We start from the raw sequence: 25,485 nt of genomic DNA on the forward strand, positions 1-25,485 counted from the left end.
ACCGGGCCGTACGGGGGGCGGCCCGGTCCACTCCTAAGGGACGCCCTCCCCGTACAGCGTCACGGAGAAGGCGACCACCCGCAGCCCCAGCCGGAGTTCGTCGCCGTCCCGCAGCGGGGTCCGGGTGCCCGGCACGATCCGCGCGCCGTTGACGTACGTGTGGTTGCGGCTGCCCGGCGCGGCCTCCTCCACCCACGCGCGGCCGTCCTCGTCGAGGGTGACCGTCGCGTGCCGCCGGGAGAGGGTCAGCAGACAGGAGAAGACGGCGGCGGTACGGGGGGCCCACTCCGGGTCGCGGCCGAGGCGCAGCGGACCGCCCGGGCCGTGGGCGATCTCCAGGGCGGGGTCGGCGCACACCAGCAGCAGCCGGGCGCGACCGCTGCCGCAGGAGGGGCACGGGTAGTGCCCCTCGGGGAGCCGGCCGCGGCAGTTCCAGCAGCCTTCGGCGGCCTGTGGCTCCGGTTCCGGCCCGGGGGGCGGCTCCGGGCCGGACACCGGCCTCACCGTCGGGGGCGGCACCGGCACCCAGCCGCCGCCGCGCCCCCGCCGCGTACCGCTCACGACCGCTCGCCGGACGTGCCGGAGGCCTCGGACGCGTCGGAGAGCCGCAGCTCCAGCGCGGCCGTGCCGTCCTCGTCCAGCCGGACGCCGGTCACGGTCACGGATGTCCCCTCCAGCACCCCCCGGTCGAACAGCTCCCGGGCCAGCGGGTTGATCAGATGGGTCTCCAGCAGCATCCCGATGCCCCGCCCGCCGTTGTCGAAGTCGGCGGTGCAGTGGGCGGAGAGGGTCCGGTGGGCCTCGGCGGAGAGCCGCAGCCGGACGCCCTGCTCCTCCCGCAGGACCCGCTGGATGTTGCCCACCTGGGAGTCGAAGATCTCCGTCGCGACCTCGGACGAGATGTAGTCGAAGACCACCACGTTGCCGCCCAGCCGGTTCAGCAGCTCGGGCCGGCCGATCTCCTCCACGAAGTGCTGTTTCACATTGGCCAGGATGATCTTCTCCAGCTCGTGGTACGGCATCCCCGGCACGGCCTCGCGCCCGCCGCCGCCCTCGCCGTCGGACCGGCTCCGTACCCCCAGATTGGAGGTGAAGATCAGTACGCACTCGCTGAAGTAGGTGGTGACGCCCTGCCCGTCGGTGAGCCGTCCGTCCTCCAGCACCTGGAGGAATTTGTCCAGCACTCCGGTGTCGGCCTTGTCGATCTCGTCGAACAGCACCACGCGGAACGGGTCGTTGCGCACCGCCGACGTCAGCTCGCCGCCCGCCTCGTACCCCACGTATCCCGGCGGTGCGCCGATCAGCCGGTCGACCGAGTGGGCGGCGGAGAACTCGCTCATGTCGAAGCGGAGACAGGCGTCCTCGGTGCCGAAGAGCACGGTGGCCACCGACTTGGCCAGCTCGGTCTTGCCGGTCCCGGTCGGCCCGGCGAAGAAGAGCACCCCGCGCGGACGGCTGCCGGGGTGGGAGGCCTGCGCGCCGGAGAGGCCCAGCGCCGCGCGCTTGAGGATGTCGAGGGTCTTGGCGACGGCCTTCTCCTGGCCCTTCACCCGGCTCCGGATGTACGCCTCCCCCGCTCGGATCTGCTCGCGGAGGTAGGCGGCTCCCCAGGGGTTGTCCTCGACGCCGAGCTGATAGACGCGCACGGCGTCACGCATGGCGGAGAAGGGCAGTCCCCGGTCGAGCGCCATATGGGTGCTCTCGCGCATCGCGCGCAGCGTGAGACCGGCGGTGGCCCGGGCGAAGGTGTCCACCTCGTGCGCGGGGTCGTCGGGGGCGGGGCCGGGCCGCTTGTCCAGACTCACCGGCTCCGGCTCCGGCTGCTCGGTCTCCGCGGTGTGCCCGGTGTGCCCGGAGGTGTGTCTCGCGTGCTCGGCGGCGAGCAGCCGGGCCATCCGCCGTCGGGTGCCCAGGTCGGGCAGGGGCAGCCCGATGGTCCGCACCCGCTCACTGCCGGCCACCAGCCAGGTGGGCAGCTCGCGTTCGCCGTCGGCCAGCCAGATCACCGGGTTGAAGAGTCCGCGCCCGGTCTCCGGGTCGGTGAGCGGCTGCGCGTCCTCGGCGAGTTTGAGACAGCTGAGGAAGAAGTCCCGTTCCGGCTCGCTGAGCCGGGTGACGTCGGTGGGGATGCGGGCGGCGTAGTCGATCAACAGCACCGCGCGGTACGGCTCCTGCCGCTGCGCGGGCCGCCTGCCCGGACGGTCGGCCACGGGCGGCCACCCGCTGACGATCGAGCGCAGTACGCGCTCGGTGTCGGTGAGCGGCCCGGCGGGAGCCGGGGGCCCCGGGCGCGCGGGCCGGGCGGCCCCCTCGCCGCTGTGCAGCAGCGCGCGCACCTCCTCGGCGGCCGGTCCGGCGACCACCGTGAACCCGTCCACGATGTCGTAGCGGACGAGGACTTCGTACCCCTCCTGCCAGAGCGCGTTCCACAGCACCTCGGTCAGGGTGTGATGGGCGTCGTACGTCCGGTCCGGGCCGCCGTCGTCGGGGTCGGCGTCGTGGCGTACGAGGTGGATGTCGCGGATGTTGCCGTGCAGGACGTACTGGGAGTGGACGCTGAGGGTGCCGGTCACTTCCTCGGCGAAGGCGGGCAGTTCGCGTTCGCGGACCCCGCCGGTCGCGCCGGTCCCGGGCGGTCTGCTCATCGGCGGGGCTCCTGGCCTGGACGGTCGGGACGGTCGTGGTGGCGGGCCCTGGGGCCGGTGCGGCGGTCGCGGGACCGGCGGTCCTCGTCGGCGACGGCCGGCTCGCGCGGTGCGGGCCGCTCGGGGACGGGGTCGAAGGTGAGGCGCAGCGGGAGCCCGGCCCGTTCGGTCAGCCGCTCCAGGGCCGCCAGCTGCCCGGCGGCCTCGGTGCAGCGCCGCCAGTCGAGGTCCCGGTCCGCGTCGGTCTCCTCGCCGGGGCTCCGCTCCCGGTGCATGGTGACGACCCGCGCGGCCCCGCCGTTCACCAGGAGGCGGAGCCAGTGCGTGTCCCCCCAGCCGGGCGGGGTCCAGTCGACGGTGGTGGTCCCATCGGTCCCGGCCGTGCCGCTGTCGGCCGGCCGCCCGGCCGCCGGGTCCCCGCTCGCCTCCCGGGCCGCCGCGCGGATCACCTCCGCCGTGTACAGCCGCTGGAGCAGCTCGGTCCGCTCGCCCACCCGGGCGGCGACCCGGGTGCGCACGGTGTCGGCGAGCGGCTCGCCCTGCGACAGGACCCGTTCCAGCGCGGCGATCTCGCCGTCGGCGACGGGCAGCCGGACGGTGCCGTCCGGCGGGGTCCGGCGGAGGAAGTCGAGCTGCTGGGCGGCCCATTCCTCGTCCGCCCGCAGGCGTTCGGCGGCCCGGGTCATCCGCTCGGCGAACCGCCCTGCCTCGCGCAGATGCCGGCGGGCGGCGGCGGGGCGGGCGGTGACCACTCCGGCCGCCGCCGTGATCATCTCCTCCAGCAGCCGGTAGTCCGCCGAGGGAAGGTCCCGGGGGAGCCGGGCGAGCAGCTCCCCGCCCAGACGCAGCACTTCCTCCTCGGAGAGCGCCTCGGCCGCGGGCGGTACGGAGACCTCCCCGGCCGCCTTGCCGGCCCCGGTCCGCCCGGTCCGCTCGTACTCCGTCAGCGCCTGTCGCCGCCGGGCGCGCAGCCTGGTGTGCCAGCCGCTGTCACTGCCGTCGCCGCTGTCGCCGCTTTCGAAAGCGGCTCCGTCCGCGGCCTCCATCGTCGCCCGCGCGAAGGCGGTCTCCGCGCGGCGGAGCGCGGTCCCGGTCTCGGCCAGCCGCCGCCACACCTCCGTCAGCCTCATGCCCACGGGGTCCAGCGGCGGTGGCAGGTCCGGCAGGTCCGGCGGGCCTCCGGGCCCGGATCCGGACGGCGGACCCGCCCGCCGGATCCGGGCCCGCAGCGCGGCGAGCCGGGCGTTGGTCCGCGCGGCGGCGAAGACGGCCTCGCGCCAGCACTCGGCGGCCTGAGCCGCCGTCAGCAGCTCCTTCCGCAGCGCCGCCTGGGACTCGGCGGCCCGGACGGCGGAGGCGGCGAGCAGCTGGGCCCCGGCCATGGCGGCCCGTCCGGCGAGCAGCGCGCCGCTGAGCGAGCCGAGGCCGATCAGGGCGGGCAGCAGCAGCTCCTGCGCCTGGTCCAGGGCGGAGTCCAGCACCTCGCCGCCGGCGTCGGCGAGTGAGAAGTCCGGGATCACGTCCGGGACCGAGAGCCGGGGGAAGGCCCCGGAGACCGTGGGGTCGGCGACGGCGTCCGACACCGCGCCCGACACGGCGTCCGACACCGTACCCGTACCCGTACCCGCGTCGACGATGCCGGACTCGGCGAGCGGGGAGACGGGGAAGTCCACCTGTGCCATGACCTGTTCGACGGTGGGTATGACCAGCGCGCCACTCATCCGATTCCTCCTCCGTGTGCCGTGGACCCCGGGGGCCCGGTGGTTCCTCCGCCCGTGCCGCCGCGCAGGTCGGAGAGGTGCAGATGCCAGCGGTGCAGCCTGCGCACGGTCCACCAGGCGAGCCCGGCGACGGTCGCGGCGGGCCAGAGCCAGGCCGCGTGCGTCAGCGTGAGCAGGAGCAGCCCGAGCGGCAGCAGGATCAGCAGGCCCCGGACCGGGAAGCGGGACCCCGGCTGCCGGACGAAGCGGGCGAAGGGCAGCGCGCGGTCGATCACCAGCCCGGCGAGCGAGCGGTCCGGGTGGTAGGAGGGGCTGCCGATGCGGTAGGCGGTCCACAGTTCGAGGGCGAGCACGGCCGCCGCGCCGGGGACCGCCAGCAGCCAGCCGGTGAGGACGCTCCGCCGGTCCGCCAGGCCGAACACATCGCTGACGCCGATGACGAAGATCCAGGGGAGGATCAGCGCCGCGGCCCCGCCGACGGCCCAGCCGAGGGTGGCCGGCAGGTCCTGGCGGCGCAGCCACACCGCCGCCGCGTCCAGGTCCCGCCGCTGCCGCAGGACCGCGCGGTCGGCCTCGTACCGGGCCTGCGCCTCCCAGGACTCGCGCTCGGCGAGGAAGGCGAGGCGCAGGCCGAGATGCGTCCGTACGTCGTCGGTCTCGTCCGCCACCAGCCTGCGGTACCAGCCGACCGGTCGCGGCAGCCGCCCGAGCACCTCCCGCGCGGGATCCGCGAGCCTGCCCCGGCTCCGCTCGGGCTCGGCGGCCAGCGACAGCAGCGCGGCCCGGCGCGCCTCGTCCAGCCGGGCGGCGGTGCGGACCTCGTCCCTGACCCGCGCGGGCCAGCCGGACTCGGCGATCAGCTGGTCGACGCCGTGCTCCCAGCGGGAGAGCGCCGAGATCCACCGCCGGTGCACCCCCTGGAGGCCCTCGCCGCCCGGCCGGTGCTCCAGCAGCGGCAGGATGGTGTGCGCGCCCAGGTCCGCCACGACGGAGCGGGCGAAGGCGTCGCCCCGGCCCGCCTCCCGCAGCAGCTCCCGCAGCCCGGCGCGGTCGAGCGGCACCCCCCGGTAGGAGGCGTCGAGCGTCGGGCCGAGCCAGGAGATCAGCCGTACCAGGGTCGCGGGCCCGGGCTCGTGCGCCAGCAGGCCCAGCAGGGCCGTCAGCTCATCGGCGTCCCGTCCGGGCGCGCCCTCGAACTGCCGCAGCCAGAGGGTGAACTCCTCCCGGCCGCGCCGGCCGCCCAGGGCCGCCCCGGCGCGCCGCCAGTTCTCGCCGAAGGCCCTGGCGAGCCGCGCGGGCCGGGTGTACTCCTCGCCGAGGAAGGCGTACGGCGCGATGCCGGGGCTCCGCTCCGGGTCCGTGCTCTCGGGCGCGCCGCCCGGCTCCGCCGGGGCGACCGGCGGGGAGCCGCCGGCCAGCCACTCGGCCACTTCGGCGGAGCCCCAGCGGTGGTCGGGGTCGCGGGTGAGCAGCCCCCGGCAGAGCAGCAGCAGCCGGCGGTCGGCGATCCGGGAGAGGTCGGGGGCGCGGGAGCTGATCTCCTCCCGGACGAAGTCGTTGTCGGTGTACGGGACGGGGTGCCGGCCCCCGGCCATCTCCGCGACGATCATGCCGAGCGACCACCAGTCGGCGGGCGGATGGACGAGCTGGTTGCGCAGCGAGGCCTGCGGCGACATGTAGAGGGCGGTGCCCGCCCAGCGCTCGCCCCTCAGGAACCGCTCCTCGGGGGCGTGCGCCGAGACGCCGAAGTCGACCAGGACCAGCGAGGGTTCGGCCGGGTCCAGGCTGCCCAGGACGACATTGGCGGGGCTGAGGTCGCGGTGCACGATGCCCAGTTCGTGCAGGGCCGTCAGGGCCTGGTGCAGCTGCCGTACGACCCGGCGCGTGAAGTCCGGGCCGGCCGGGCCCGAGCCGTCGCGCAGCCGGGTCGCGAGGTCGGTCTCGCCGTAGGAGGGGGCGAGGTCGTAGGGGTGGCCGTCGGCCCCGGTGAGGCCGGTCTCGCCGTAGTGGGTGAGATGCGGCAGGCCGCGCTCCCGCAGCGGTGCCCACACCAGCGGGTCCGGGGCGTGGTCGCGGTCGTACCACTTGAGGACGTGGGTGCTGCCGTCCCCGACGTCCTCGACCCGGAAGACGGCGGCCTGGTACGCGTGCTCGGGGCGGCGCAGCACGGCCCGCAGCCGGAAGCGGTCGCGCAGCGAGAGCGGCAGCTGCCCGGTGTCGCCCCGGGGCGGGCCCGCCCCGGGAGGGCCGTCCGCGGCGTGGCCCTCGTGCTCGGTGGGCGGCGGCGGTTCGGGTCCCTCGTGCTCGGTGGGCGGCGGCGGTGGAAGGGTCACATCAGTCACCTCGTACACGGGCGGGCCGAGTCGGAAGCGAGAGCGGTTCCGGACGGCGGAGAGAGGGCCGGGGCCGATTCCGGGCGCAGTTCTTCCCGTACCGCATGACGCGACCGGGGGAACCGGCCCGGGAGATCGCTCCGGAATCGCCGGGGAACCCGGCCCGGAAGCGGTGTCCGGACCTTCCGGACCTTCCCCGGTGCGACGGCCGGAATGCGCGGAGCAAATACGGAACAGTGCGTTCGGCGACCGGGCGACGGAATGGGACCGGGTGCTTCCCCCAAATCCCCTGCGGTATCGCGGCGATGGTAGCGAAACAGCGGCAATCGCGAGAGGGATTTCCGCGCCTCTCGTGTTTTCCCGCATTTCCCCCGGGAGCGGGAGCCGCCTGTGCTACGGGGCCGAGCGGCGGCCCGGTCGCGCCGGGTGCCGATCCGTACGGTCCCGTAGCGCGAAACCATCGCCCCGGCAGCGCGTGCTCGCTAGCCTGGTCGCCATGAGTCAGGAGCAGTCGCCCGCCAGTCTCCCCTCCTACGACCAACTCATCGACGAACTGCGGATACTGCGCCGCATCGGCCTGGCCGGACTGCGCGGGGCCGAATTTCCGGCGCTGCGCTCGGCCGGCCTCGCCGGAGGTTTCTGCGCGGGCCCCGACGGCGTTCCGGCGGGCATCGAGGCGCTGCTCGGGGAGGCCGTCCGGCGGCTCGGCGAGAAGGATCTGCTCGGCCGCGCCGCGGCCCACGCCTTCGGGCTGCTCCCCGACCGCCGGGGAGACCCGGCCTATGAGCGCCGCAAGGCGGCGGCGGGGGTGTACGGGGTGACCCCCGAGCGGTTCCGCAAGCACCAGGAGCCCCAGGTCGTCCAGCAGCTCGCGGAGGCGGTGCTGGCCGTGCTGCGGAATCCGGTGCGGGAGCCCGACCCCTCCTTCACGGGCCGGTTCACGGGCCAGAACAGGGGCGGCGGCCTCAGGACCGCCGGTCTCGAACCCCCGCTGCGGGTCGAGCGGGTGCCGGTGGACGCCTCCACCAGTTTCACGCTCCATGTCTCGCCCATAGAGCTGCTGCGCGACATCGACATCCTCGTCTCCTCGGAGAACGTCTATCTGGAGATGTCCAAGACCTTCCGCCCCACGGTCTCCGGCTCGCTCCGGCTGGCCGCCGCCGTGCGCGACCCGGCCGGTGAGATCGTGGACGACGTCCTCGTCCGGGAGCTGGGGGACTGGCTGCGCGCCAACGGCCGCCCGGGGCTGCCGGTGCGCTCGGGCACGGTGGTCCCCACCTCGCCGGGGGCGCTGGCCGCGCGCGGGGTGCGGCGGATCTACCACGCGGCGGTGGCCACGCCCTACGAGGACACCTACCGGGTCGGGCCGGAGAGCATCGCCCGCGCGGTGGCCTCCTGCTTCGCGCTCGCCCGCGAGGAGGAGGCGAGGGAGGGCCGGCGGCTCTCCTCGCTCTGCTTCCCGCTGCTCGGCGCGGGCCGGGGCGGGCTGACGCCCGTGGTCAGCGCGACCTGGCTGCGCTGGGCGATCCGCGACGAGCTGGCCAGGGACCCGGACCGGCAGGTGCACATGGTGGTCCGGGACCGGGAGATGGCGCGGGCCGTCGGCGCGCTCTGAAGCCCCCGCGCGGCCGGGGTGCCTACGGTCGCCAGCTGCGTCTGTCGAGCCGGATCCCCGCGCGGGCCAGCCGCCGCTCCAGCGCGGCGAGTTCACCGCGCAGGGGCACCCCGTACAGCCGTACATCGTTCTCTCCCTCGGCCAGATGCGTCTGCAGTCGGGGGCCCTCGTCGGTCCGGTCCAGATGCGCCGCGTACCGCGCGCGCCCCAGCTCCGTGCGCGGGCGCAGCCGCTGGTTCGCCGAGCCCCGCCACACCAGCGCGGTCGGCTCGGCGATCCGGAAGCGCCCGGTCACCAGGGCGTCCACGGGGCGAACGGCGGCCGTGCGCAGCGGATTCCGGTCGATCTCCTCGCCCTCGTACCCCGTGTAGAGGAGGAGATCGGCGGCGGCCGAGCCCGCCGCGAGCGCCTCGTCCCGGATCCCGGCCGCCCCCGTGAGCAGCGCGCCGAGCCCGGCCGGCTGATCCAGCGGCTCGCCGCCGCTGACGGTCAGCCCGTCGGCCCCGGCGGCCAGCGCCGCGCGCCAGAGCGCCAGCAGGGACGGCACCGGACGGTCGGAGCCGCCCAGCGGGTCCCAGGTGTGCCGGGACATACAGCCCGGACAGGCGAGGGCGCACCCCTGGAGCCAGACGGCGAACCGGCGGCCCGGCCCCAGGGTCCGTACCGGGAAATGCGTTCCGCTGATCCGCAGCGAAGCCCCAGCGGCCCCTGTGGCACGGGTGACCCCATCCGTCTCGAATTCCCCTGTGGTCCCTTTCGTTTCGGCGGATCCGACGGGTTCGATGACTTCGTCCATCCGGTCGTCCCCCTTTCCCCGGCCGCCGTGTTCGCGCAATTCCATGATCGAGAGAACTCCGGCCCCCGGAACCATTTCAGTATGACCCCGTCCGGGGCGCCGGTACGGGCGTTCTCCGGTCGGCTTCCGGGCGACTTCGGGAGGGTTGTGGAAAAGGGGCGTTCACGGGTACGGAAGAGGGAAACCTCCGCTACGCTCCTGCCAGTTGTCGCCACCTCCCGACGGTGACTCCGCGAAGAGCGGAGGCGGAACACAAGATCCCTGTCCGATCCGTATAAGAGCCGAACTCCCGTTCGCGTTCCGTGGGGGCGGTATCGCGCGACGGTCTCCGCCCGGCGTGTGCGAGAACGGCGAACACCTCTCAGTCCGGCGGCGTGGAATTCACCGCCGGGGAAAAACGGGGGAAAGAAATCCATGATCAGATCCGACAGCGTCAACGCGGTCGCCCGGCAGGGCGTCCTCGGCGGCTTCGCACGCACCGCGGCCGTCCGGCGCGGCCGGCGCGACGGGGCCCGGGGCATCCCCCGGGTGCCGCTCGCGGCCGTCGCCGCCGCCCCGCCCGGCACCGGTCCCGCCCCTCTTGCCGTCCTGCCCGACACCGACCCCCTCCTGCTGACCCCCTATGTGACCGTGGTGCGGCAGACCGCCCGCCGCGCCACCGAGCAGATGCGCGCCACGCTGATCCGCCGGGAGCACGGCCTGCTCACCCGGCTGCGCGCGGAGTCCGTGCGGGTCGTCACCCAGTACGACGTGCGCCTCGACCCGATGCCCGCCGCGCTGGCCCGCTACGGCCACTGGGTGGGCCAGTGGCGCACCAGCACCGAGGTGTGCCGCTCCCGGGCCCAGGCGGTCGTCGACCGGTCCAATCAGCAACTCGCCTGCTACTGGGAGGGCTTGTGCGGCTCCCACCAGCAGCTCTCCCGGCTCGGCCGGGGTCCGGGGCCGGAGTGGCTGCCCGGCCGGATGGAGCTGGACGAGAGCTGGCGGCGGCCGGAGGTCTGGCTGCTCGACGACGACGCGGACGCCGGTACGGCGACCTCCCGCGCCCTGCGCATCCTCGACCGGCAGAACTCCGGCCCCGCCGGGGGGAGGACCGCCCGATGAGCCCCCGCCCGCGTCCGCACCGCCGTTCCGCCGCTCTCGGGAGGGCCGCCCGCCGCGCCCTTCCCGCGGCGCTGGCCCTCGTACTCCCCCTGACCGCCACCGTCTCCTGCGGACTCAACGACGAACCGGAACGCCACACCCGCGCCTGCGGGGTCGTCGTCGACGGCTCGGGATCGGCCGCCGCCACCAAGGACGGCTTCGACGCCGAGGCCAAACTCCGCGCCAAACTGGAGAAGTTCCTCGCCGACAACGAGTGCCGCACCACCTACTTCGCCCCCATCACCCGGGTCTCCCAGGCCTCCAAGTGCCAGATCTCCGAGATCGACCTCGATCCCGACCTGCCGGGCACCGCCGACCGGGACCGCACCAGGACCGCGCTGCGCGCCGCCGCGCTCACCGGCGCGCGCAAGCTGCTGAAGTGCGCGCAGAAGGAGGAGCCCGGCTCCGACGTCATCGGCGGCCTCGCCCGGATCGCGCTCTCCCGGCCCTCCGGCGAGGACCGGTCCTTCTCGCTGCTCGTGGTCAGCGACTTCCAGCAGAACGACCCCGAGTTCCGGCTGGGACGCCAGGACCTGAGCACCGGGGCCCGGCGCGAGGCCGCCGTGGACGCGCTGCTGAAGTCCCACGACATCCCGGATCTGGCGGGCACGGACATCCATCCGGTCGGCTACGGAATGAAGTTCGACACCAAGACCTCGCGCTACCGGCAGTTCGACGCCTTCTGGACGGAGCTGCTGGAAGGGAGGATGAAGGCCCGTGTCCACACCACCTACCGCTGACGGCGAGGAGCCCCGCCGCCTCCGGATCCGCCGCCCCGACCGCCTGGACCGGGACCGGGACCGGGACCGCCGGGGCCGCACCGGCCCCCGCCGCTTCCCCGACGGCTCCCTGCCGCAGCCCGGGCCCGTCGAGCCCGACGCCGTACGCGCCCGGGACTCCGCCCGGCTGCTGGACCGGGCCCGGAGCCTCGGCGCGAAGGCGGCCTCCCGGCGGGTCTTCGACCCCTGGGTGCTCAACAGCCCCGACCGGGTGCCCTACTTCGCCGAGCTGGCGAGCCTGCGGGACCGGGTGCGCGGGCAGCTCGCCGCCGAGGACGCGCGGGCCGAGGAGGACGCCGCCCTGGAAGCGAGCCGGGTACGGGCGGCGGCCTCGGCGGCCGACGAGCGGCTGATCCGCGCGGGCGTCCGCCGGGCCCGGCTGGAGGAGCGCCAGGCCGTGGCCGTCGGCCAGCTGGACCGGCTCGCCCGGCGGGCCGACCGGTGGAACGCCTTCCGCGACCGGATCCAGGCCGGGTTCGACACCCGCCGGGCCCGCGCCGCCGCTGCCCGGAGCGCCACCGGCCCCGACGGCCCCGACGGTCCCGAAGGCGGCTCCGACGAGGCCGCGGGCCAGGGCCGCCCCCGCTGGCAGGCGCTCCCCGACGACCACGGCCGGGCCTCCGACTCCGGCTCCGGGGCCGACTTCGGGGGCGACTACGAGGGCGACTACGAGGGCGACTTCGGGGCGGGCGCGCACGCGCTCGGCGCGCGGGCCGCCTGGGAGGGCGCCACCGCCCGTCCGGGCATGTCCCGCCGGGGCCGCGCCGGACTGCTCGGGCTGCTCGCCCTGGTCGAACTCCCCGTCTACTACGTCGTCTTCCAGCAGCTCCACGGCACCGGCGACCTCGCCGCCGTGCTCTCCGTCAGCCTCACCCTCGCCGTCTCCACGGTGATGATCCTCGCCCCGCACATCGCCGGCCGGATCCTCCGCCGCCGCTCGGCCACCGGCGCGATCCGGCTCGCGGCGATCCCCGCCCTGGCACTCGTCGGGGCCTGGGGATACGGGGCCTGGACCCTGGGCGAGCTGCGCTCGAAGCTCGTCTTCCGCGAGGAGCAGCCGCTGGTGGTCTCGCCGGACGTGGCGGCGGTCACCCCGCCGAGCCTGGCCGAGTCGCTCGACCTCTCGCCCGACAGCGTCTCGCTCATGTTCATCGCCCTGCTGCTGCTCTCCGGCGGCATCGCCTTCCTGCTCGGTCTCGGCGACGAGCACCCCTATCTGGGGGCCTACCGCGACAACGCCGAACAGCTGCGGAGGCTGGAGCGGGAGACCGAGGAGGACGCCGCCGGCGCGGAGCGCGCCAAGCAGGCCGAGGCCGCGCTGCCCGCCCGGCTGACCGCCCGCCGCGCCGCCCAGAACGCCCGGCTGGACGCCGTGGCCGATCTGTACGAGGCGGCGGCCCACGCCTATCTCGACGGGGTCGCGGGCGAGTCCGGCGACCCGGCGGTCACGGAGGCCGCGATGCGGCTGTCCCGCCAGTGGCCGCTGCTGCCGCGCTGACCGTGAGCGACCGTGAGCGACCCGACAGCGAAGGAGCTGCGTGACGATGAGTACGCCGACGACGACACCGGCACCGCCGCACTACGTCCTGATCACCCAGTGCCTTCAGAACGATTTCTTCCTCAACCCGGAGTGCGCCCTCGCACTCCCCGCCGGCGCGGTCTCCAAACTGCTGCTCGGCGACGGTCACGGCGACGGCGACGGAACCACCGCCCCCCTCCGGGCCCCCCTGACCCGCGCCCGGCTCGCCCGCTCCCCGCTCGCCCGGTTCCTCGACGCCACCGTCGGCTCCCGGACGCGCGGTCACGGCGACGGCGTGCTCCACCTGGTCAACATCCGCGACTGGCACGTCCCGGGAGAGGCCTACGACCTCGAACGACGCCAGTACGGAGCCCACTGCGAGGCCGGCACCTGGGGCGCGCGGTACATCGACGGACTCGGCGAGCTGCTCGACCCGGCCGAGCCCGAAGGCGGCCGGGACGCCCTGCTCCAGGTCCACCACGTCCTCTCCGACACCCTCTTCGACTTCCAGCACGCCGAAGCCGGCGTCCCCGCGACGGGAGAGCGCTCGGCGCTCACCGGGCTGCTCGACCGGCTGCTCGGCGACGGGCGCGCCGAGACCGCCCATGTCGTGGTGATCGGCGTCCTCACCGACATCAAGATCCAGCTGCTGCTGACCGGCATCCGCTCCCGCTACGGCGTCCGCCGTCTCGCCGTCTGCGACCCGCTCACCGCCGGCCGCACCCTGGAACAGCACCTCGACGCGCTCGGCTTCTGCGAACGGGTCCTGCGCGTCGAGATCATGACCTCCCTGGCCGGCACCGCCCGCTTCCTCGGCTCCCGCCCGGAGGACGCCCGGCGGCTCCCCCGGGCCGGGCCCTCGCGGTACGCGAGCCACTCCGCGTACCTCCGCGACCGGCAGAGCGTCCTCTCCTACGAGGACGCCCGGCTCCGCGACTACCGCGACCAGTCCTCGGAACGGCTCCGCCGCGCCCGGCTCACCGTCGGCTTCGCCAGCAAGTTCCTCCTCGGCCTCGGGGCCGGGCTGCTGCTGATCTCACTCCTGCTCTCCGTGCTCAGCGTCCTCTTCCCGCACCGCTTCGGCTGGCAGATCCCCGCCGTCGCCGGACTGCTGGGCGCGGGCCAGATCGTCACCCTCTTCTTCACCCGCCCCGTCAGATCCGTCCAGGACGCCCTGGCCGAGGAGACCGTCTACCGCATGATCCTGGAGAGCCGCAGCCTCAAAGTCGCCCTCGCCCGCCACCACGTCACCACCGCCGACGCCCTGCGCCGCCGGGGCGACCCCGCCCGCCAGCTCGCCGCGCTCCAGCACCAGCTGGAGATCCTCGAACAGATCGACACCGCCGACTTCGACCGGCTGAAACGTCTCGGCATCACCCCGGACCCACCCCCGGACCCGCCGGAGCCCCCGAACGCCCCGAACGCCCCGGACCCCTCCGCGCCCCGACAGCCCCGAGCACGCCGCACCGGCCGCCGCCGCAGCCGCCGGCGTACGGACCGGGCTTCCCGGTGACCGTGCGCGACGCCGTACCGGTGGATACAGTCGTCGCGGGTCCGGAAGACGCGTAACACGCGACGAGTGGGGCGGGGTTGCTGGGTGGGGCGACGATTCTTCATCGGTCTGGGCAGCGGTCGCTACAGCCGTCTGCCCGCCGGGGAACAGCTGGACTCCGTCCCCTCCGACATCCGCGAGACCAGGGACCTCTTCGCCTCCTTCGGCCATACGCCGGTGCTCCCCGGACTCGGCGAGTACGAGGGGGCCGAGCAGATCCGGCAGAAGCTGCGCCACTGGTCGGCCGACGCCGGTCTCCGCGACGACGACGTCCTCGTCGTCTACTACGCCGGACACGGCTCGGTGGAGGACCGCGACCGGCACTATCTCTTCTGCTGGGACTCCCAGGACGGCGACCTCGCCGCCACCGGCCTGGCCACGGAGGATCTCGTACGCATCCTCTGCCGGGGCGGGCTCCGGCATCTGCTGCTGATCCTCGACACCTGCGCGGCGGGCGCGGGCGGCGCGGAGGCCTCCACGGTCGCCCTCCAGTCGATCGCGTACCGCAACACCGGCTCCGACGCCTCCACCGGCCTGTGGTTCCTCTCCTCCGCCCGGCGCAAGGACATCGCCGAGGACGGCGCGTTCACCGGAGCGCTCATCGAGGCCGTGAAGACCACCACGGAACGCACCGGCCAGCGCCAGCAGTATCTGGACCTCACCGAGCTGGTGCGCGCGGTCAACGAGCGCTTCGACTCCGACGGCCGGGGCCAGCGCGCCGAACTGGCCGGCGGGCTGGTCACCGGGCTCGCCCCCTTCCTCCCCCACTCCGGTTTCCGCGAGGAGCTGCCGCCGCTCGGCACCGACCTCGAAGTCCAGCGCCGGGTCGCCGAACGGGATCTCACCGAGCACTTCGGCCCGCGCTCGCGCGGTGTGGAGTTCGAGTCCGAGCAGGGGCTGTACTTCAGCGGCCGGGTCACCGTCCTGACCGAGCTGGTCGAGTGGCTGACCGCGCCGGAGGGGGACGGCCGGGGCCGGGTGGTCACCGGCAGTCCCGGCTGCGGGAAGTCGGCGGTGCTCGGACGGATCGTCGCCCTCTCCGACGGCCGCTACCGCACCCGGATGGACCTCTCCGCAGCCGACGCGGAGACCGTCGTCCCCGAGGGGTGCGTCACGGCCGCCGTGCACGCCCGCCACAAACGCCTCGAAGAGGTCGTCGAACGGATCGCCGCCGCCCTGGACACCCCGGCGGAGGGTACGGCCGACCTCCTCCAGGAGCTGACCCGGCGAGGCCGCCAGGGCCCGCCGCTGGTCATCGTGGTCGACGCCGTGGACGAGGCGGGCTCGGACACCGCCGCCGACTCCGGCGGCCACGGCGAACCGCGCCGGATCACCCGCGAACTGCTCCGCCCCATGTCCGAGATCCAGGGCGTACGCCTCCTGGTGGGCACCCGCCACGAACTGGTCGCGCCGCTGGGCCCCACCTTCAACTGCCTCGATCTGGACCTGCCCGGATACCGCGCGGGCGAGGACGATGTCACCGGCTATGTCACCCGGGTCCTCCTCGCCGCCGAGGAACCCGAGACCCAGACCCCGTACCGCGACCGCCCCGAACTGGCCCGGACGGTGGCCCGGGGCGTCGCCCGCAAGGCCTCGGGCGTCTATCTGTACGCCAGGACCACCGCGCGCACGCTCCGCTCCGAGCCGGGGGCGGTGGACGTCTCCCGGCCCGGCTGGGCCGACGATCTGCCCAGCGAGGTCGGCGAGGCCTTCGACGACTATCTCGCCCGCTTCGGCCCCGACGAGCCCAGGGTCCGCCGGATGCTGCTGGCCCTCGCCTTCTCGGAGGGCAAGGGGCTGCCGCGCGGCCGGGTCTGGACGGAGCTGAGTTCGGTGATCTCCGGCGTGCCCTGCACCGAGGCGGACGTCTCCTGGGTGCTGGACGTGGGCGAGGCGTACATCGCCGAAGTCATCGACGACGACCGGCGGTCGGCCTACCGGCTCTACCACAAGGCCCTCGCCGAGCATCTGCGCGCCAGCGCCGACCGCTCCTCCGAGGAGATCCAGCGCGCGATCGTCGACGCCCTCCGCTCACTGGTGCCGAAGGCCCCGGACGGCCGCCCCGACTGGTTCGCGGCCGTGTCCTACGTACGGCTGTATCTCGCCACCCACGCGGCCGCGGCGGGCCGGCTGACCCCGCTGGTCGAGGACCCCGGCTTTCTGCTGGCCGCCGAACCGCTGGCGCTGCTGCGGGCGTTCGTCTCCGTCGAGGGCGAGGAGCCCCGGCGGATCCGGGGCGCGTACGAGCAGGTCGCCCACCGTCTCACCGCCGACCGCCCGCTCGGCGAGCGCGCCGCCGACCTCCAGCTCTCCGCCCGCCGCTGCGAGGCCGACCGGCTGGCCGACCGTATCTCCGGGCTCTCCGTCCCGCTGCCGTGGACGGCCCGCTGGGCCTGGTGGTCGACGAGCGGGGCGCACCGGCTGCTCAGCGGGCACCGCAGGCGCGTCACCTGTGTCGCGATCGGCGATCTGGACGGCCGGCCGATCGCGGTGACCGGCGGCGCGGACGACACCGCCCGGCTCTGGGACCTGACGTCCCAGCGGCAGATCGGCGAACCGCTGCCGGTCGGCGCGGGGGTGGGCGCGGTCGCCGTCGGCGAGCTGGGCGACTACACGGTCGCCCTCACCGGAGCGGTGGACGGCACGGTCCGCATCTGGGACCTCTCGGCGGGCCAGGAGTACGGCGAGCCGCTCACCGGGCACACCAACAACGTCACGGCGGTGGTGATCGGCGCGGTCGAGGGCCGTCCCGTGGTGCTGACCGGCAGCGCCGACGGCACCGCCCGGCTCTGGGACCTGGAGACCCGGCGGCAGCTGGGGAGCGAGCTGAGCGCGCACCGGCGCACCGTCCTCGACGCCGATCTGGGCGAGCTGGACGGGCGGCCGGTCGCGGTCACGGGCGGCGCCGACAAGGCCGTCCATGTCTGGGATCTCAGCGAGGTGTTCCGGGGCGGGGACGCCCGGCTCGACGGCAGCCCGCTCATCGGCCCCGCCGAGTCGGTGACGGCGGTGAGCCTCATCCGGCTGGACGGGCGGACCGTGGCCCTGGTCGGCGACAAGGCGGGCATGCTCAGCCGCTGGGACCTCGGCCAGCGCCGTCAGCTGGGCGAGCCGGTCGCGGCCCATGTCTACAGCGGGAGAAGCGGTGTGGGCTCCCTCGTCACCGGAGTGTTCGACGGCCGTCCGGTGGCGCTCACCTCCGGACGGCTGGACGTCCGGCTGTGGGACCCGCGCACCCTCCAGCAGCTGGGGCAGCCGCTGCGCGGCCATGTCCTGGACATCGAGGCGGCGGCCCTCACCGACCGTGCGGACGCCGCGCTGGCGGTCACCGTCGGAGTGGACCGTACCGCCCGGATCTGGGACCTGACCGCCGACCGGCCCGAGGCCGGCCACACCCGTCCGGTCCGCGCGCTCGCGTACGCCGAGACGGAGGGCCGCCCCACGGTGGTCACGGGCGCGGAGGACGGCACCGCCCGGCTCTGGGACCTGCGCACCCGGGAGCAGCTCGGCCCGCCCATGGAAGGGCACTCGGGGCCTGTCATGGCTGTTGCCATGACGGGGATCAACGGTCGGACCACGGTCGCGACGGGCGGCTCCGACACCGACGTCCGGCTGTGGGGGCCGCTCGGGTGCGGTCCCGGAAGGGTTCTGGCCGGGCACACCAACACCGTCCGGTGCGTGGCCTTCGGGGTGCTCGACGGCGGGCCCGTGGTGGTCAGCGGGGGCGAGGACGGCACGGTACGGCTCTGGGACGCGGTCTCCGGCGCGCGCCTCGGCGCTCCGCTGGTGGGGCATGTCGGAGGGGTGCGCCATCTCGCCGTGCGCTCCTCGGGACCCCTGCTGGAGATCGTCCTCGCGACCGCGCTGGACCATGTGTACGTCTGGCGGGTGCGGGGGCGCGACGCGTCCCGGCCGTCCCGGCCGCAGGGGTACTTCAATGTGGAGGACATCACTCCGTCCGCCAGGGCGGTGGGGGTGGCGTTCCGGGGAGGCCGTCCGGTGGTGCTGTCCGCCCTGGAGGACCACGGGATCTTCGTCCACGACGTGCTGACCGGCGTCGAGGCGGCCGGCCCGTTCCAGGGCCATACGGGCCTGGTCACCGCCGCCAGTCTCGGGCGCGTCGGGCGTCATGAGGTGGTGGCGTCCATGGCTCGCGACGACACCGTCCGGATCTGGGAGCTGCGGACGGGCCGCCCCCAGGGGCCGCCGCTGGAGAGCCTCAGTGTCAGGAGCCCGGAAACGACGCGGTCCGCGCCGGTGTTCGGCCGGGTCGACGGGGTGTCCGTGGCCGTCGTCGCCAACGAGCAGGACGTCCGGGTCTGGAACGTGGACGCGATGCTTCCCGTGGGGGAGCCGCTGAGCGGTAAGGACCAGCGGGTGGTGTCGGCGGACATCGTCGCCGAACCGTCCGGGCGGGCGCTGGTCGTCACCGGTGGCTTCGACGGCACCGTCCGGATCCACGATCTGGCCGACGGACGGCAGACCGCGCCGCAGATCCCCTCGGGCGTGTCCGTCGTCTACGACGTGACGGCCGCCCGCTGCGGGGACGAGACGCTGCTGGTGCGCGGCGGCTGGCTGTACTCGGAGGTCTGGAGCCTGACCTCCCGCCGACGGCTCACCCGCCGCTCCGGGACCGCGATCCGGGTCTGTCTGCACATGGTGGACGGCCGGGCCGTGGTCGTGTCCGTGGACATGGATCACTCGCTCCACGCCTGGGACGCCCGGACCCAGGCTCCGCTCTGCCCCTCGATGAGCGGCCACACCTCGGAGATCATGACGCTGCGCGCGGTGGCGGTCGGCGGCACGCATCTGGTGGCGAGCGCTTCGCACGACGGGACGGTACGCCTGTGGGACTTGCGTACGGGCGAACCGTTCGGACGGCCGCTCACCGGCCATGTGATGGGGGCGCTGGGTCTGGAGATCGGCCTGCTCGACGGCCGGGAGACGGTGGTGACCGGGGCCGGGGACGGACGGCTGAGGTTCTCGGACCTCGTCGGCGGCGAGGGTCTCGGCGTGGAGCTGGAGCCCTTCCCCTCCGCCGCCCGGGCGATCCGTCTCACCAGCATCGGCGGGGCTCCCGCCCTGATCGCGGCGGACCGGTACGGGCTGCTGCGGGTCTGGGACACCCGCTCGTCCTCCTGGACGGCGGAGATCGACATCGGCAGCGGAATCGTCGACATCTCGACCGACGGGACAGGACAGATCAGCGTCGCGACCGACATGGGGGCGGCCGTGCTCCGCCTCGATCTCGTCGGAGCGGCCGAGAGGGAGGGGAATCGATGAGCCGGGTCGTGTTCGTCCACGGGATAGCCCAGGAGACCAAGGGGGCCGAAACCCTGCTCGAAGCCTGGTACCCGGCGCTCGCCGACGGCCTGTCCCTGGCGGGCCGGGACCTCGGCGGGGACGCCGGCCGGGACACCGGGCGGCCGGACCTGGTGCGCGAGCAGGTCTCCATGGCCTTCTACGGGGACCTCTTCCGCCCCGCCGGGCACCGGGGTCTCGGCGTCCCGGAGCTGGACGCCTCCGACGTCCAGGAGGGCCTGGAGACCGAACTGCTGCTCGGCTGGTGGGAGTCCGCCGCCGCGCAGGAGAACCGGGTGGCGGGTCCGGAGGCGGCGGCCCGGCTGCGTACGCCCCGGCTGGTCCAGCGCGCCCTGGACGCGCTCAGCCACTCCGTCTTCTTCGCCGGGATCGCCGAACGGCTCATGATCTCCAGCGCCCGCCAGGTCCGCCGCTACTTCACCGAGCCCGCGATCCGCGCGGCCGTCCAGCAGCGGTTCGCCGAGTGCCTCACCGACGAGACCGAGGTCGTCGTCGCCCACTCCCTCGGCTCCGTCGTCGCCTACGAGACCCTGTGCGCCCGCCCCGGGCGGCCCGCCCTCACCCTGATCACCATGGGCTCCCCGCTCGGCGTCCGGAACCTGGTCTTCGACCGCCTCGTCCCACCGCCGGCCGGCGGCCCCGCCGCCTGGCCGCCCCCGGTGCGCCACTGGGTCAACATCGCCGACCGGGGCGACGCCGTGGCCCTGACGAAGACCCTCGCCCCGCTCTTCGGCGAGCGCGTCCACGACGTCCTCGTGCACAACGGGGCCACGGCCCACGACGTACGGCCCTACCTCACCGCCCGGGAGACCGGCGCCGCGATCGCCCGAGCGCTTCGGCGCTGAAGGCTCAGGCCTGCTTCTCGCCGTCGTCGAAACGGACGTCCAGCACCGCGTCCAGCTCCCGCGACCACGCCTTGAGGTCGGCCCTCGACGGCGCTTCCACCTCGTTCTGGAACCACCGCTGGGGCGAGGTGTAGACCGTCACACTGAAGCGCCGGCCGAATCTCGGCGTGTCGAACTCCACCGCCTTGATCTCACCCCACCCGAACCGCGCCTCCTCCGTGTCCAGCCGGAACACCACTCCGCCCCGGTCCGCCACGATCGCGCCCCGCCGGTCCGACACCTCGAAGACAGGCCCGTCATCGGCCCCTTCCGCCTCCGCCGCGACCTCCTCCGGCTCCTCCCCGGGCTCTTCCTCCCGCGCGCCCTCCGCCTCCGGCGCCTCCGGCTCCCCGGGCGTCTCAGGCACTTCCGGCACCTCGGGCACCTCGGGCACCCGGTCCTCGGGCTCCTCGGCGGCGCGCGCGGGCATGAGCCCGGGGATGAACGCCGGGTCGACTCCGGCCGCGTGGGTCGGCGGGCTGCTCGGTCCTATGTGCTTCTGCTCCACGGCGAGCAGTATGGCGGACAAACCTGTGCCGGCAACCGCCGGGCGGCCCACAAGCCGTCAGTACGGGGTGAATCGCCCCCGTTCGGCAGGGTCCCGGGGTGCCGGCCGTCCGCGCCGGTCGCCCGCCGCTCAGATCGCGTACCGCCATGTCGTGAGCATGTGCGCCCCGTACCAGCTGCCGAAGAGCGTCGACACCGTGAGGACGACGACCACGCTGCGGTCGCTCGTGCGGGCCAGGGCGCGGGCGAGGGGGATGAGGAAGAGGACGGCGGGGACGAGGAGGCGGAGTTTGGAGTGGTAGAAGTTGCTCTGGCCCAGGGTCAGGACGAGCACGGTCGTGCCGTAGACGAGGAGTGGGGGCCAGGCGTCGCGTCGCCAGGCGAGGGCGGTGGCGCAGACGGCGGCGACGAGGAGGACGGCGGTGCTGAGGGGGACCCATTCGCCGCTGCGGAGGAAGACGCCGGTGAGGAAGTCGGCGAAGGCCGCGCCGTTGTCCCAGTGGGTGCCCCAGCCGGCCTGCTGGATCTCGAACCAGGCGTTGAGCTGGCCGGAGCGGTTGCCGACCCAGGCGAGATAGGCGGGGGTGCCGGCGCAGGCGAGGGCGACGGAGGTGAGGGGACGCCAGGAGAGGCGGCCCGTGCGGCGGATCTCCAGGAGGACGGCGCAGACGAGGGCGAGGACCAGGGCGAGGGCGGCGGGGCGGGTGAGGCCGGCGAGGAGGGCCAGGGAGCCGGCGGTGAGCCAGTGCCGGCGGTGGGCGAAGAGGAGGGACGCGGCGGCCAGCGCGAGGAACAGGGACTCGCTGTAGGCCATCAGGAAGGTGAGGGCCATGGGCTGGGCCCCCGCCAGCAGGACGAGACCGATGGTCGCGGTGCGCGGGCCGTACAGCCGGATCAGCAGCCGGTGCACGGCGAGGAGCGCGCCCAGCAGGGAGAGATGCGCGACGAGGAGGGCGGCCGAGCCGGCCTCGATGCCGGTCAGCTGGTGCACCCACCGGGCCAGCAGCGGGAAGAGCGGGAAGAAGGCGAGGTTGTTGCCGGTCAGCTCGCCGTTCTGGTCGCGGGTCAGACCGTGGGGGTAGCCGTCCTCGGCTATGGATATGTAGAGCAGCCCGTCCCAGGCCAGCAGCCGCTCCCGGACCCCGGGGCCGTGCGGCGCGGTCATCGCCGCGAGGATCAGGAGATGGACGGCCGTGCTCACGGCGTAGACCGCCGACACGTTCCACGCCGTACGGGCGAGGCCGGGGTGCCGGGCCCCGGGCCGCACCCCGGCACGCACCCCGGGCCGTCCCTCGGTCCGCCGCGCGGGCCGGGGCAGCGGGGTCGGTGCCAGGGGTGGGCGGAGGTCGGTCTGAGTCTGGTTGGCCATCGGCTCCTCGCAAGGTCAGGTTCTTCCGGCCTTACGCGGGGGGGCGGGGACGGGGTTGACATATGAGACGCGCATCACACCGGTCAGGGTGTCGGGCTGTGCTCCGGGGCCCGGGCCATTCCGGTGGGCGGCGGGCTCTGTGTCGGCGACGTCGGCGTACTCCCCCGGGGCGGGAGCGACAGGCTCGCCTCCGGTGTGCCGGTCGCGCGCGTGGGCGTGGGCGGGCCGGTCTCCGGGGCTGGCAGGGGGGTCGCCGTGACCGGGATCTCCGCCGGCATCGTCGGCGGCCCGGGGGCCGGTCCGCCGCCCGGGATCAGCAGCGCGGCCAGCGAGGCCGCCGCGCACAGGACGCCCGCCCCGGACACCGCCAGCGTCCGCCGGCGGCGGTACGCGCGCGCTCTCGCGGCGATCGCCGGGACGCCCGCCGGCCGGGCCCGCCGCGCGGCCCGGTCGGCGGCCCGCCGCAGCTCGGCGGTCACCCAGTCGTCGTGGTCAGACTTCACTGCTCTCCCCGGAGTGCGAAGGACGGTCGAGGGAATCGGCGAGCTTGGCGCGTGCCCTGGAGAGATGGGTCTTGACGGTGCCGGTCGAGAGCCTGGTCTCGGCCGCCACCTGCTCCACGGAGAGATCGCAGACGTAGAAGAGCGCCGCGCACTGCCGCTGTCTGGGCGGCATCCGGCGCAGCGCGCGTCCCACATCCACCATGCCCGGCTCCGGCCCGTCGCTCGCCGGCGGGTCGGTACGCCTGCTCCACGCGCGCTGCCCGCGCACCACCCGCCGCCACCGGCTCACCGCGAGCCGCCAGGCCACGGTCCGCACCCAGGCCTCGGGGCCGAGGTCCCGCTCCAGCCGTCCGCGTCTGCCCCAGGCGCGGACGAAGGCCTCCTGGACCACGTCCTGTGCCTCGTGGAAGTCGCCGGTCATCACATAGAGCTGGCCCGTGAGCCGGTGGACCGAGCGCGTGTAGAACTCGGCGAACTCCTCCTCGGTCAAACGTCGGCTCTCCTCGCAGGCGATCGGGGTACGGGGCAAACGCTACGCCCGCCGCCGTACACACGTACGTACCCCTGCGCGAGGCTCAGCCGGGCGTGGCGGTCACCCGGCCCGTCGCGGCGGCGTTCACCAGCGCCGCGTGGTCGCGTTCGTTCTGGTCGGCGTAGCTCTCGGCGAACTCGCTCAGCGCGCGGTCGAAGACGTCGCCCGAGCCCAGATAGGCCGCGATCGCGATCCGGTCGCCGGAGCGGGCGTGGGCGCGGGCGAGGGTCTGGCCGCAGAGTTCGCCGAAGACGCGCATACCGCGCGGGACCATGATCTGGGCGTCCACGATGCCCTTCCAGTCGTGGAGCTGGCGTACGTAGAAGTCGCGCCGCAGGGAGTCGAGGCCCGTGACCCGGTCCCAGCCGAGGAACACATCGCCGACGGCCTGCATGAGCCGCTGTCCCGCGACCACCCGTTGGCCCTGGTTGTCGTACTCGCTCGCCCCCACATGGGCGGCGAGCACCGATTCGCCGGCCTCCTTGGCCTGGAGGATCAGCGGGTCCTCGTCGTCCTTGCCGAGGAGCAGCAGGACCCAGCAGCGGGTGCCGACGCTGCCGACGCCCACGACCTTGCGGGCGATGTCGGCGAAGCGGTACTGGTGGAGCAGATGGCGGCGCTCGGTGGACAGGCTCCGGGCGTAGCGCTCGACGAGGCCCTGCAGCTCCCGGACGAAGCGGTGCCGCTCCGCGCCCTCCAGCAGGTCGTCGACCGGCACGAGCAGCGGCGGGTCGGCGGCGAACCGGCGCTCGCCGTCGACCAGGTGGGTGAGCTTCCCGAAGGCCTTGAGGCTGTCGCGGGTACGGGCCTTCGCCATGGCCTGGCCGAGCCGGGTCCGCCCCCGGGAGCCGAGCCGGCCGGCCGCGACGGCCTGGAGCTCCTCCATGTCGGCGCGGTCGTACCAGACCGCCAGATTGCCCATGCCCGCGTACGCCCGCATCCGGGTCCGGTAGGAGCCCACGGCCGCGCGGACGATGGCGGCCCGCTCCTTCGGCGGGTAGCCGTTCTCCCGGCCGGCGATGACGAGGCTGGTGGCGAGCCGTTTGACGTCCCACTCCCAGGGGCCGGGGAGGGTCTCGTCGAAGTCGTTGATGTCGAACACCAGCCGGCGTTCGGGGGAGCCGAGCAGCCGGAAGTTCAGCAGATGGGCGTCTCCGCACAGCTGCGCGGTGATGCCGGAGGACGGGGTCGAGGCGGCCAGATCGTTCGCCATGATCGCGGCAGCGCCCCGATAGAAGCGGAACGGCGACTCCGACATCCGTCCGTAGCGGATGGGGACCAGCTCCGGCACCCGTACGGCCGACTGCTCCTCGATCAGGTCCACCGGATCGGGCCGCCCGGCGGCGGGGGCGAACTCCGCGTGGGCCGATCTGGGGGACGCCTTGCGCGCCGCCCGGCCCCGGTCCGCCCGCTCGCGGGGCGTCCGGTGCGGTGGGTGCGCGCCCGGGCCGCCCTTGGCCTTGGTCATGGCTGGCCTCGTTTCCCGCTGCCCCCATTTGTCCATTATGGGGTGCGGACCCGAGGCCGCATCCCGGTCGGCGGCGCGGGACCGTGCCCCGGCGCGGGAGCCGGGGCACGGGGTGCGCGGGCTGTGCTTTTGGTCAGAAGCGCACGTCGGAGCAGGCGTAGAAGGCGTTCCCGGTGTTGGAGACGGACCACACGCCGACGATCAGATGCTTGCCGGACTTCCGGGGCAGGGTGCCCGAGTGGCTCACGGTCTCGTTCGGCTGGACTCCGCCGAACGGCACGGTGAGGAAGGGCTGCGGCTCCAGGTCGGCGCGGGTGAGCCGCTTCGTGGGGTCGTAGCCGTCCTTGGTGATGTAGTAGCGGAAGTCGGCTGTGTTGTGGCGTGCGGTGAGCCGCCAGGTGAAGGTGTGGCTCTGGCCGCTGCTCAGCTGGGTCGCGGGCCAGGCTCCGCCGCGCGGGTTGTCCAGTTCGGAGAAGCGGCCGTTGCCGCCGGAGCAGATCGCGCCGTCGGCGGGCCCGCTGCCGGGGAAGCCCTTAGGGCCCTCGACGCTCTGGGGCTCCCACACGATCTGACCGCAGCCGGTCACGGTGCCTTTGCCGCAGAGCTGCTGCCTGCTGATGGGGGAGTCGACATAGCCGTGGCCCTGCGCGCTGCCGGTGGTGGCGAGTACGGAGACGGCGGCGATACCGAGACCGAGCAGGGCTGAGCTGATCTTTCTGCGCATGCTTCGCTCCTGGGTGGGGGTGAGGGGTGCCAGGCTGGCGCAGTTCAGGTCTAGACCAAGTCCGAGGCTAACT

The 25,485-nt window shown here is 74.4% G+C and carries 18 protein-coding genes; 7 read left to right on the plus strand and 11 right to left on the minus strand.

From position 1 onward, the window contains the following. Positions 1 to 33 precede the first annotated feature (33 nt). The 4 genes from ABD371_RS29540 to ABD371_RS29555 all read right to left on the minus strand — a co-directional run bounded on the left by ABD371_RS29540 (position 34) and on the right by ABD371_RS29555 (position 6,699). Complete coding sequence (locus ABD371_RS29540; protein WP_344483566.1) at positions 34 to 495, minus strand: FHA domain-containing protein; 462 nt, start codon at positions 493 to 495, stop codon at positions 34 to 36. 62 nt (positions 496 to 557) lie between these two features. Then, complete coding sequence (locus ABD371_RS29545) at positions 558 to 2,645, minus strand: AAA family ATPase (RefSeq protein ID WP_344483570.1); 2,088 nt, start codon at positions 2,643 to 2,645, stop codon at positions 558 to 560. Next, on the minus strand, positions 2,642 to 4,366 hold the full coding sequence (locus tag ABD371_RS29550) for a hypothetical protein (RefSeq protein ID WP_344483573.1): 1,725 nt from the start codon (positions 4,364 to 4,366) through the stop codon (positions 2,642 to 2,644). The genes ABD371_RS29545 and ABD371_RS29550 overlap by 4 nt, the downstream gene beginning before the upstream one ends. Further along, on the minus strand, positions 4,363 to 6,699 hold the full coding sequence (locus ABD371_RS29555; protein WP_344483576.1) for a protein kinase domain-containing protein: 2,337 nt from the start codon (positions 6,697 to 6,699) through the stop codon (positions 4,363 to 4,365). The genes ABD371_RS29550 and ABD371_RS29555 overlap by 4 nt, the downstream gene beginning before the upstream one ends. A gap of 496 nt (positions 6,700 to 7,195) precedes the next feature. Between ABD371_RS29555 and ABD371_RS29560 the strand changes: the two genes are divergently transcribed. Next, entirely contained in the window at positions 7,196 to 8,314 is a 1,119-nt protein-coding gene (locus ABD371_RS29560) for a macro domain-containing protein (protein ID WP_344483579.1), read from the plus strand. A gap of 22 nt (positions 8,315 to 8,336) precedes the next feature. On the opposite strand, the gene ABD371_RS29565 is transcribed toward ABD371_RS29560, so the two are convergent. Beyond that, positions 8,337 to 9,155, minus strand: a complete 819-nt coding sequence (locus tag ABD371_RS29565; protein ID WP_344483582.1) for a 4Fe-4S cluster-binding domain-containing protein — start codon at positions 9,153 to 9,155, stop codon at positions 8,337 to 8,339. Positions 9,156 to 9,524: 369 nt separating this feature from the next. Here ABD371_RS29565 and ABD371_RS29570 point away from each other — a divergent pair, with 369 nt between their 5' ends. The 6 genes from ABD371_RS29570 to ABD371_RS29595 all read left to right on the plus strand — a co-directional run bounded on the left by ABD371_RS29570 (position 9,525) and on the right by ABD371_RS29595 (position 20,270). Beyond that, on the plus strand, positions 9,525 to 10,214 hold the full coding sequence (locus ABD371_RS29570; RefSeq protein ID WP_344483585.1) for a hypothetical protein: 690 nt from the start codon (positions 9,525 to 9,527) through the stop codon (positions 10,212 to 10,214). Beyond that, complete coding sequence (locus ABD371_RS29575) at positions 10,211 to 10,993, plus strand: hypothetical protein (RefSeq protein WP_344483588.1); 783 nt, start codon at positions 10,211 to 10,213, stop codon at positions 10,991 to 10,993. Before ABD371_RS29570 ends, ABD371_RS29575 begins: the two co-directional genes overlap by 4 nt. Then, positions 10,971 to 12,530: a hypothetical protein gene (locus tag ABD371_RS29580; RefSeq protein ID WP_344483591.1), complete on the plus strand. Its 1,560-nt coding sequence runs from the start codon at positions 10,971 to 10,973 to the stop codon at positions 12,528 to 12,530. The genes ABD371_RS29575 and ABD371_RS29580 overlap by 23 nt, the downstream gene beginning before the upstream one ends. A gap of 46 nt (positions 12,531 to 12,576) precedes the next feature. Beyond that, a complete protein-coding gene (locus ABD371_RS29585) occupies positions 12,577 to 14,064 on the plus strand; it encodes a hypothetical protein (RefSeq protein ID WP_344483594.1) in 1,488 nt (495 codons plus the stop codon). Between the two features lie 84 nt (positions 14,065 to 14,148). Continuing rightward, the gene (locus ABD371_RS29590; protein WP_344483597.1) at positions 14,149 to 19,386 is read left to right on the plus strand and encodes a caspase family protein; all 5,238 of its coding nucleotides are present in this window, start codon (positions 14,149 to 14,151) and stop codon (positions 19,384 to 19,386) included. Continuing rightward, a complete protein-coding gene (locus tag ABD371_RS29595) occupies positions 19,383 to 20,270 on the plus strand; it encodes a hypothetical protein (RefSeq protein ID WP_344483598.1) in 888 nt (295 codons plus the stop codon). The genes ABD371_RS29590 and ABD371_RS29595 overlap by 4 nt, the downstream gene beginning before the upstream one ends. A gap of 4 nt (positions 20,271 to 20,274) precedes the next feature. Here ABD371_RS29595 and ABD371_RS29600 read toward each other — a convergent pair whose 3' ends face one another. From ABD371_RS29600 to ABD371_RS29625, 6 genes are all read right to left on the minus strand, one after another. Further along, positions 20,275 to 20,817, minus strand: coding sequence for a hypothetical protein (locus tag ABD371_RS29600; RefSeq protein ID WP_344483599.1), 543 nt, complete (start codon positions 20,815 to 20,817; stop codon positions 20,275 to 20,277). 129 nt (positions 20,818 to 20,946) lie between these two features. Continuing rightward, positions 20,947 to 22,185 carry a hypothetical protein gene (locus tag ABD371_RS29605; protein WP_344483602.1) on the minus strand — a complete coding sequence of 413 codons (1,239 nt, stop codon included), beginning with the start codon at positions 22,183 to 22,185 and terminating at the stop codon, positions 20,947 to 20,949. Between the two features lie 83 nt (positions 22,186 to 22,268). Beyond that, positions 22,269 to 22,688 (minus strand): hypothetical protein, encoded by a 420-nt coding sequence (locus tag ABD371_RS29610; protein WP_344483605.1) that lies wholly within the window; start codon positions 22,686 to 22,688, stop codon positions 22,269 to 22,271. Next, positions 22,678 to 23,178 (minus strand): SigE family RNA polymerase sigma factor, encoded by a 501-nt coding sequence (locus ABD371_RS29615; protein ID WP_344483608.1) that lies wholly within the window; start codon positions 23,176 to 23,178, stop codon positions 22,678 to 22,680. The genes ABD371_RS29610 and ABD371_RS29615 overlap by 11 nt, the downstream gene beginning before the upstream one ends. 85 nt (positions 23,179 to 23,263) lie before the next feature. Then, positions 23,264 to 24,688 (minus strand): DUF2252 domain-containing protein, encoded by a 1,425-nt coding sequence (locus ABD371_RS29620; RefSeq protein ID WP_344483611.1) that lies wholly within the window; start codon positions 24,686 to 24,688, stop codon positions 23,264 to 23,266. A 133-nt stretch (positions 24,689 to 24,821) separates the two neighbouring features. Further along, on the minus strand, positions 24,822 to 25,412 hold the full coding sequence (locus tag ABD371_RS29625) for a lytic polysaccharide monooxygenase auxiliary activity family 9 protein (protein WP_344483614.1): 591 nt from the start codon (positions 25,410 to 25,412) through the stop codon (positions 24,822 to 24,824). Positions 25,413 to 25,485: the final 73 nt, after the last annotated feature.

The sequence above is a fragment of the Streptomyces amakusaensis genome (genome assembly GCF_039532665.1).
Lineage (GTDB): Bacteria > Actinomycetota > Actinomycetes > Streptomycetales > Streptomycetaceae > Streptomyces > Streptomyces amakusaensis.

Coding starts and splice junctions, on each gene's coding strand:
- ABD371_RS29545 (WP_344483570.1), bottom strand. CDS start 2,645: ATGAGCAGACCGCCCGGGACCGGCGCGACCGGCGGGGTCCGCGAACGC.
- ABD371_RS29550 (WP_344483573.1), bottom strand. CDS start 4,366: ATGAGTGGCGCGCTGGTCATACCCACCGTCGAACAGGTCATGGCACAG.
- ABD371_RS29560 (WP_344483579.1), top strand. CDS start 7,196: ATGAGTCAGGAGCAGTCGCCCGCCAGTCTCCCCTCCTACGACCAACTC.
- ABD371_RS29565 (WP_344483582.1), bottom strand. CDS start 9,155: ATGGAATTGCGCGAACACGGCGGCCGGGGAAAGGGGGACGACCGGATG.
- ABD371_RS29570 (WP_344483585.1), top strand. CDS start 9,525: ATGATCAGATCCGACAGCGTCAACGCGGTCGCCCGGCAGGGCGTCCTC.
- ABD371_RS29575 (WP_344483588.1), top strand. CDS start 10,211: ATGAGCCCCCGCCCGCGTCCGCACCGCCGTTCCGCCGCTCTCGGGAGG.
- ABD371_RS29585 (WP_344483594.1), top strand. CDS start 12,577: ATGAGTACGCCGACGACGACACCGGCACCGCCGCACTACGTCCTGATC.
- ABD371_RS29595 (WP_344483598.1), top strand. CDS start 19,383: ATGAGCCGGGTCGTGTTCGTCCACGGGATAGCCCAGGAGACCAAGGGG.
- ABD371_RS29605 (WP_344483602.1), bottom strand. CDS start 22,185: ATGGCCAACCAGACTCAGACCGACCTCCGCCCACCCCTGGCACCGACC.
- ABD371_RS29620 (WP_344483611.1), bottom strand. CDS start 24,688: ATGACCAAGGCCAAGGGCGGCCCGGGCGCGCACCCACCGCACCGGACG.
- ABD371_RS29625 (WP_344483614.1), bottom strand. CDS start 25,412: ATGCGCAGAAAGATCAGCTCAGCCCTGCTCGGTCTCGGTATCGCCGCC.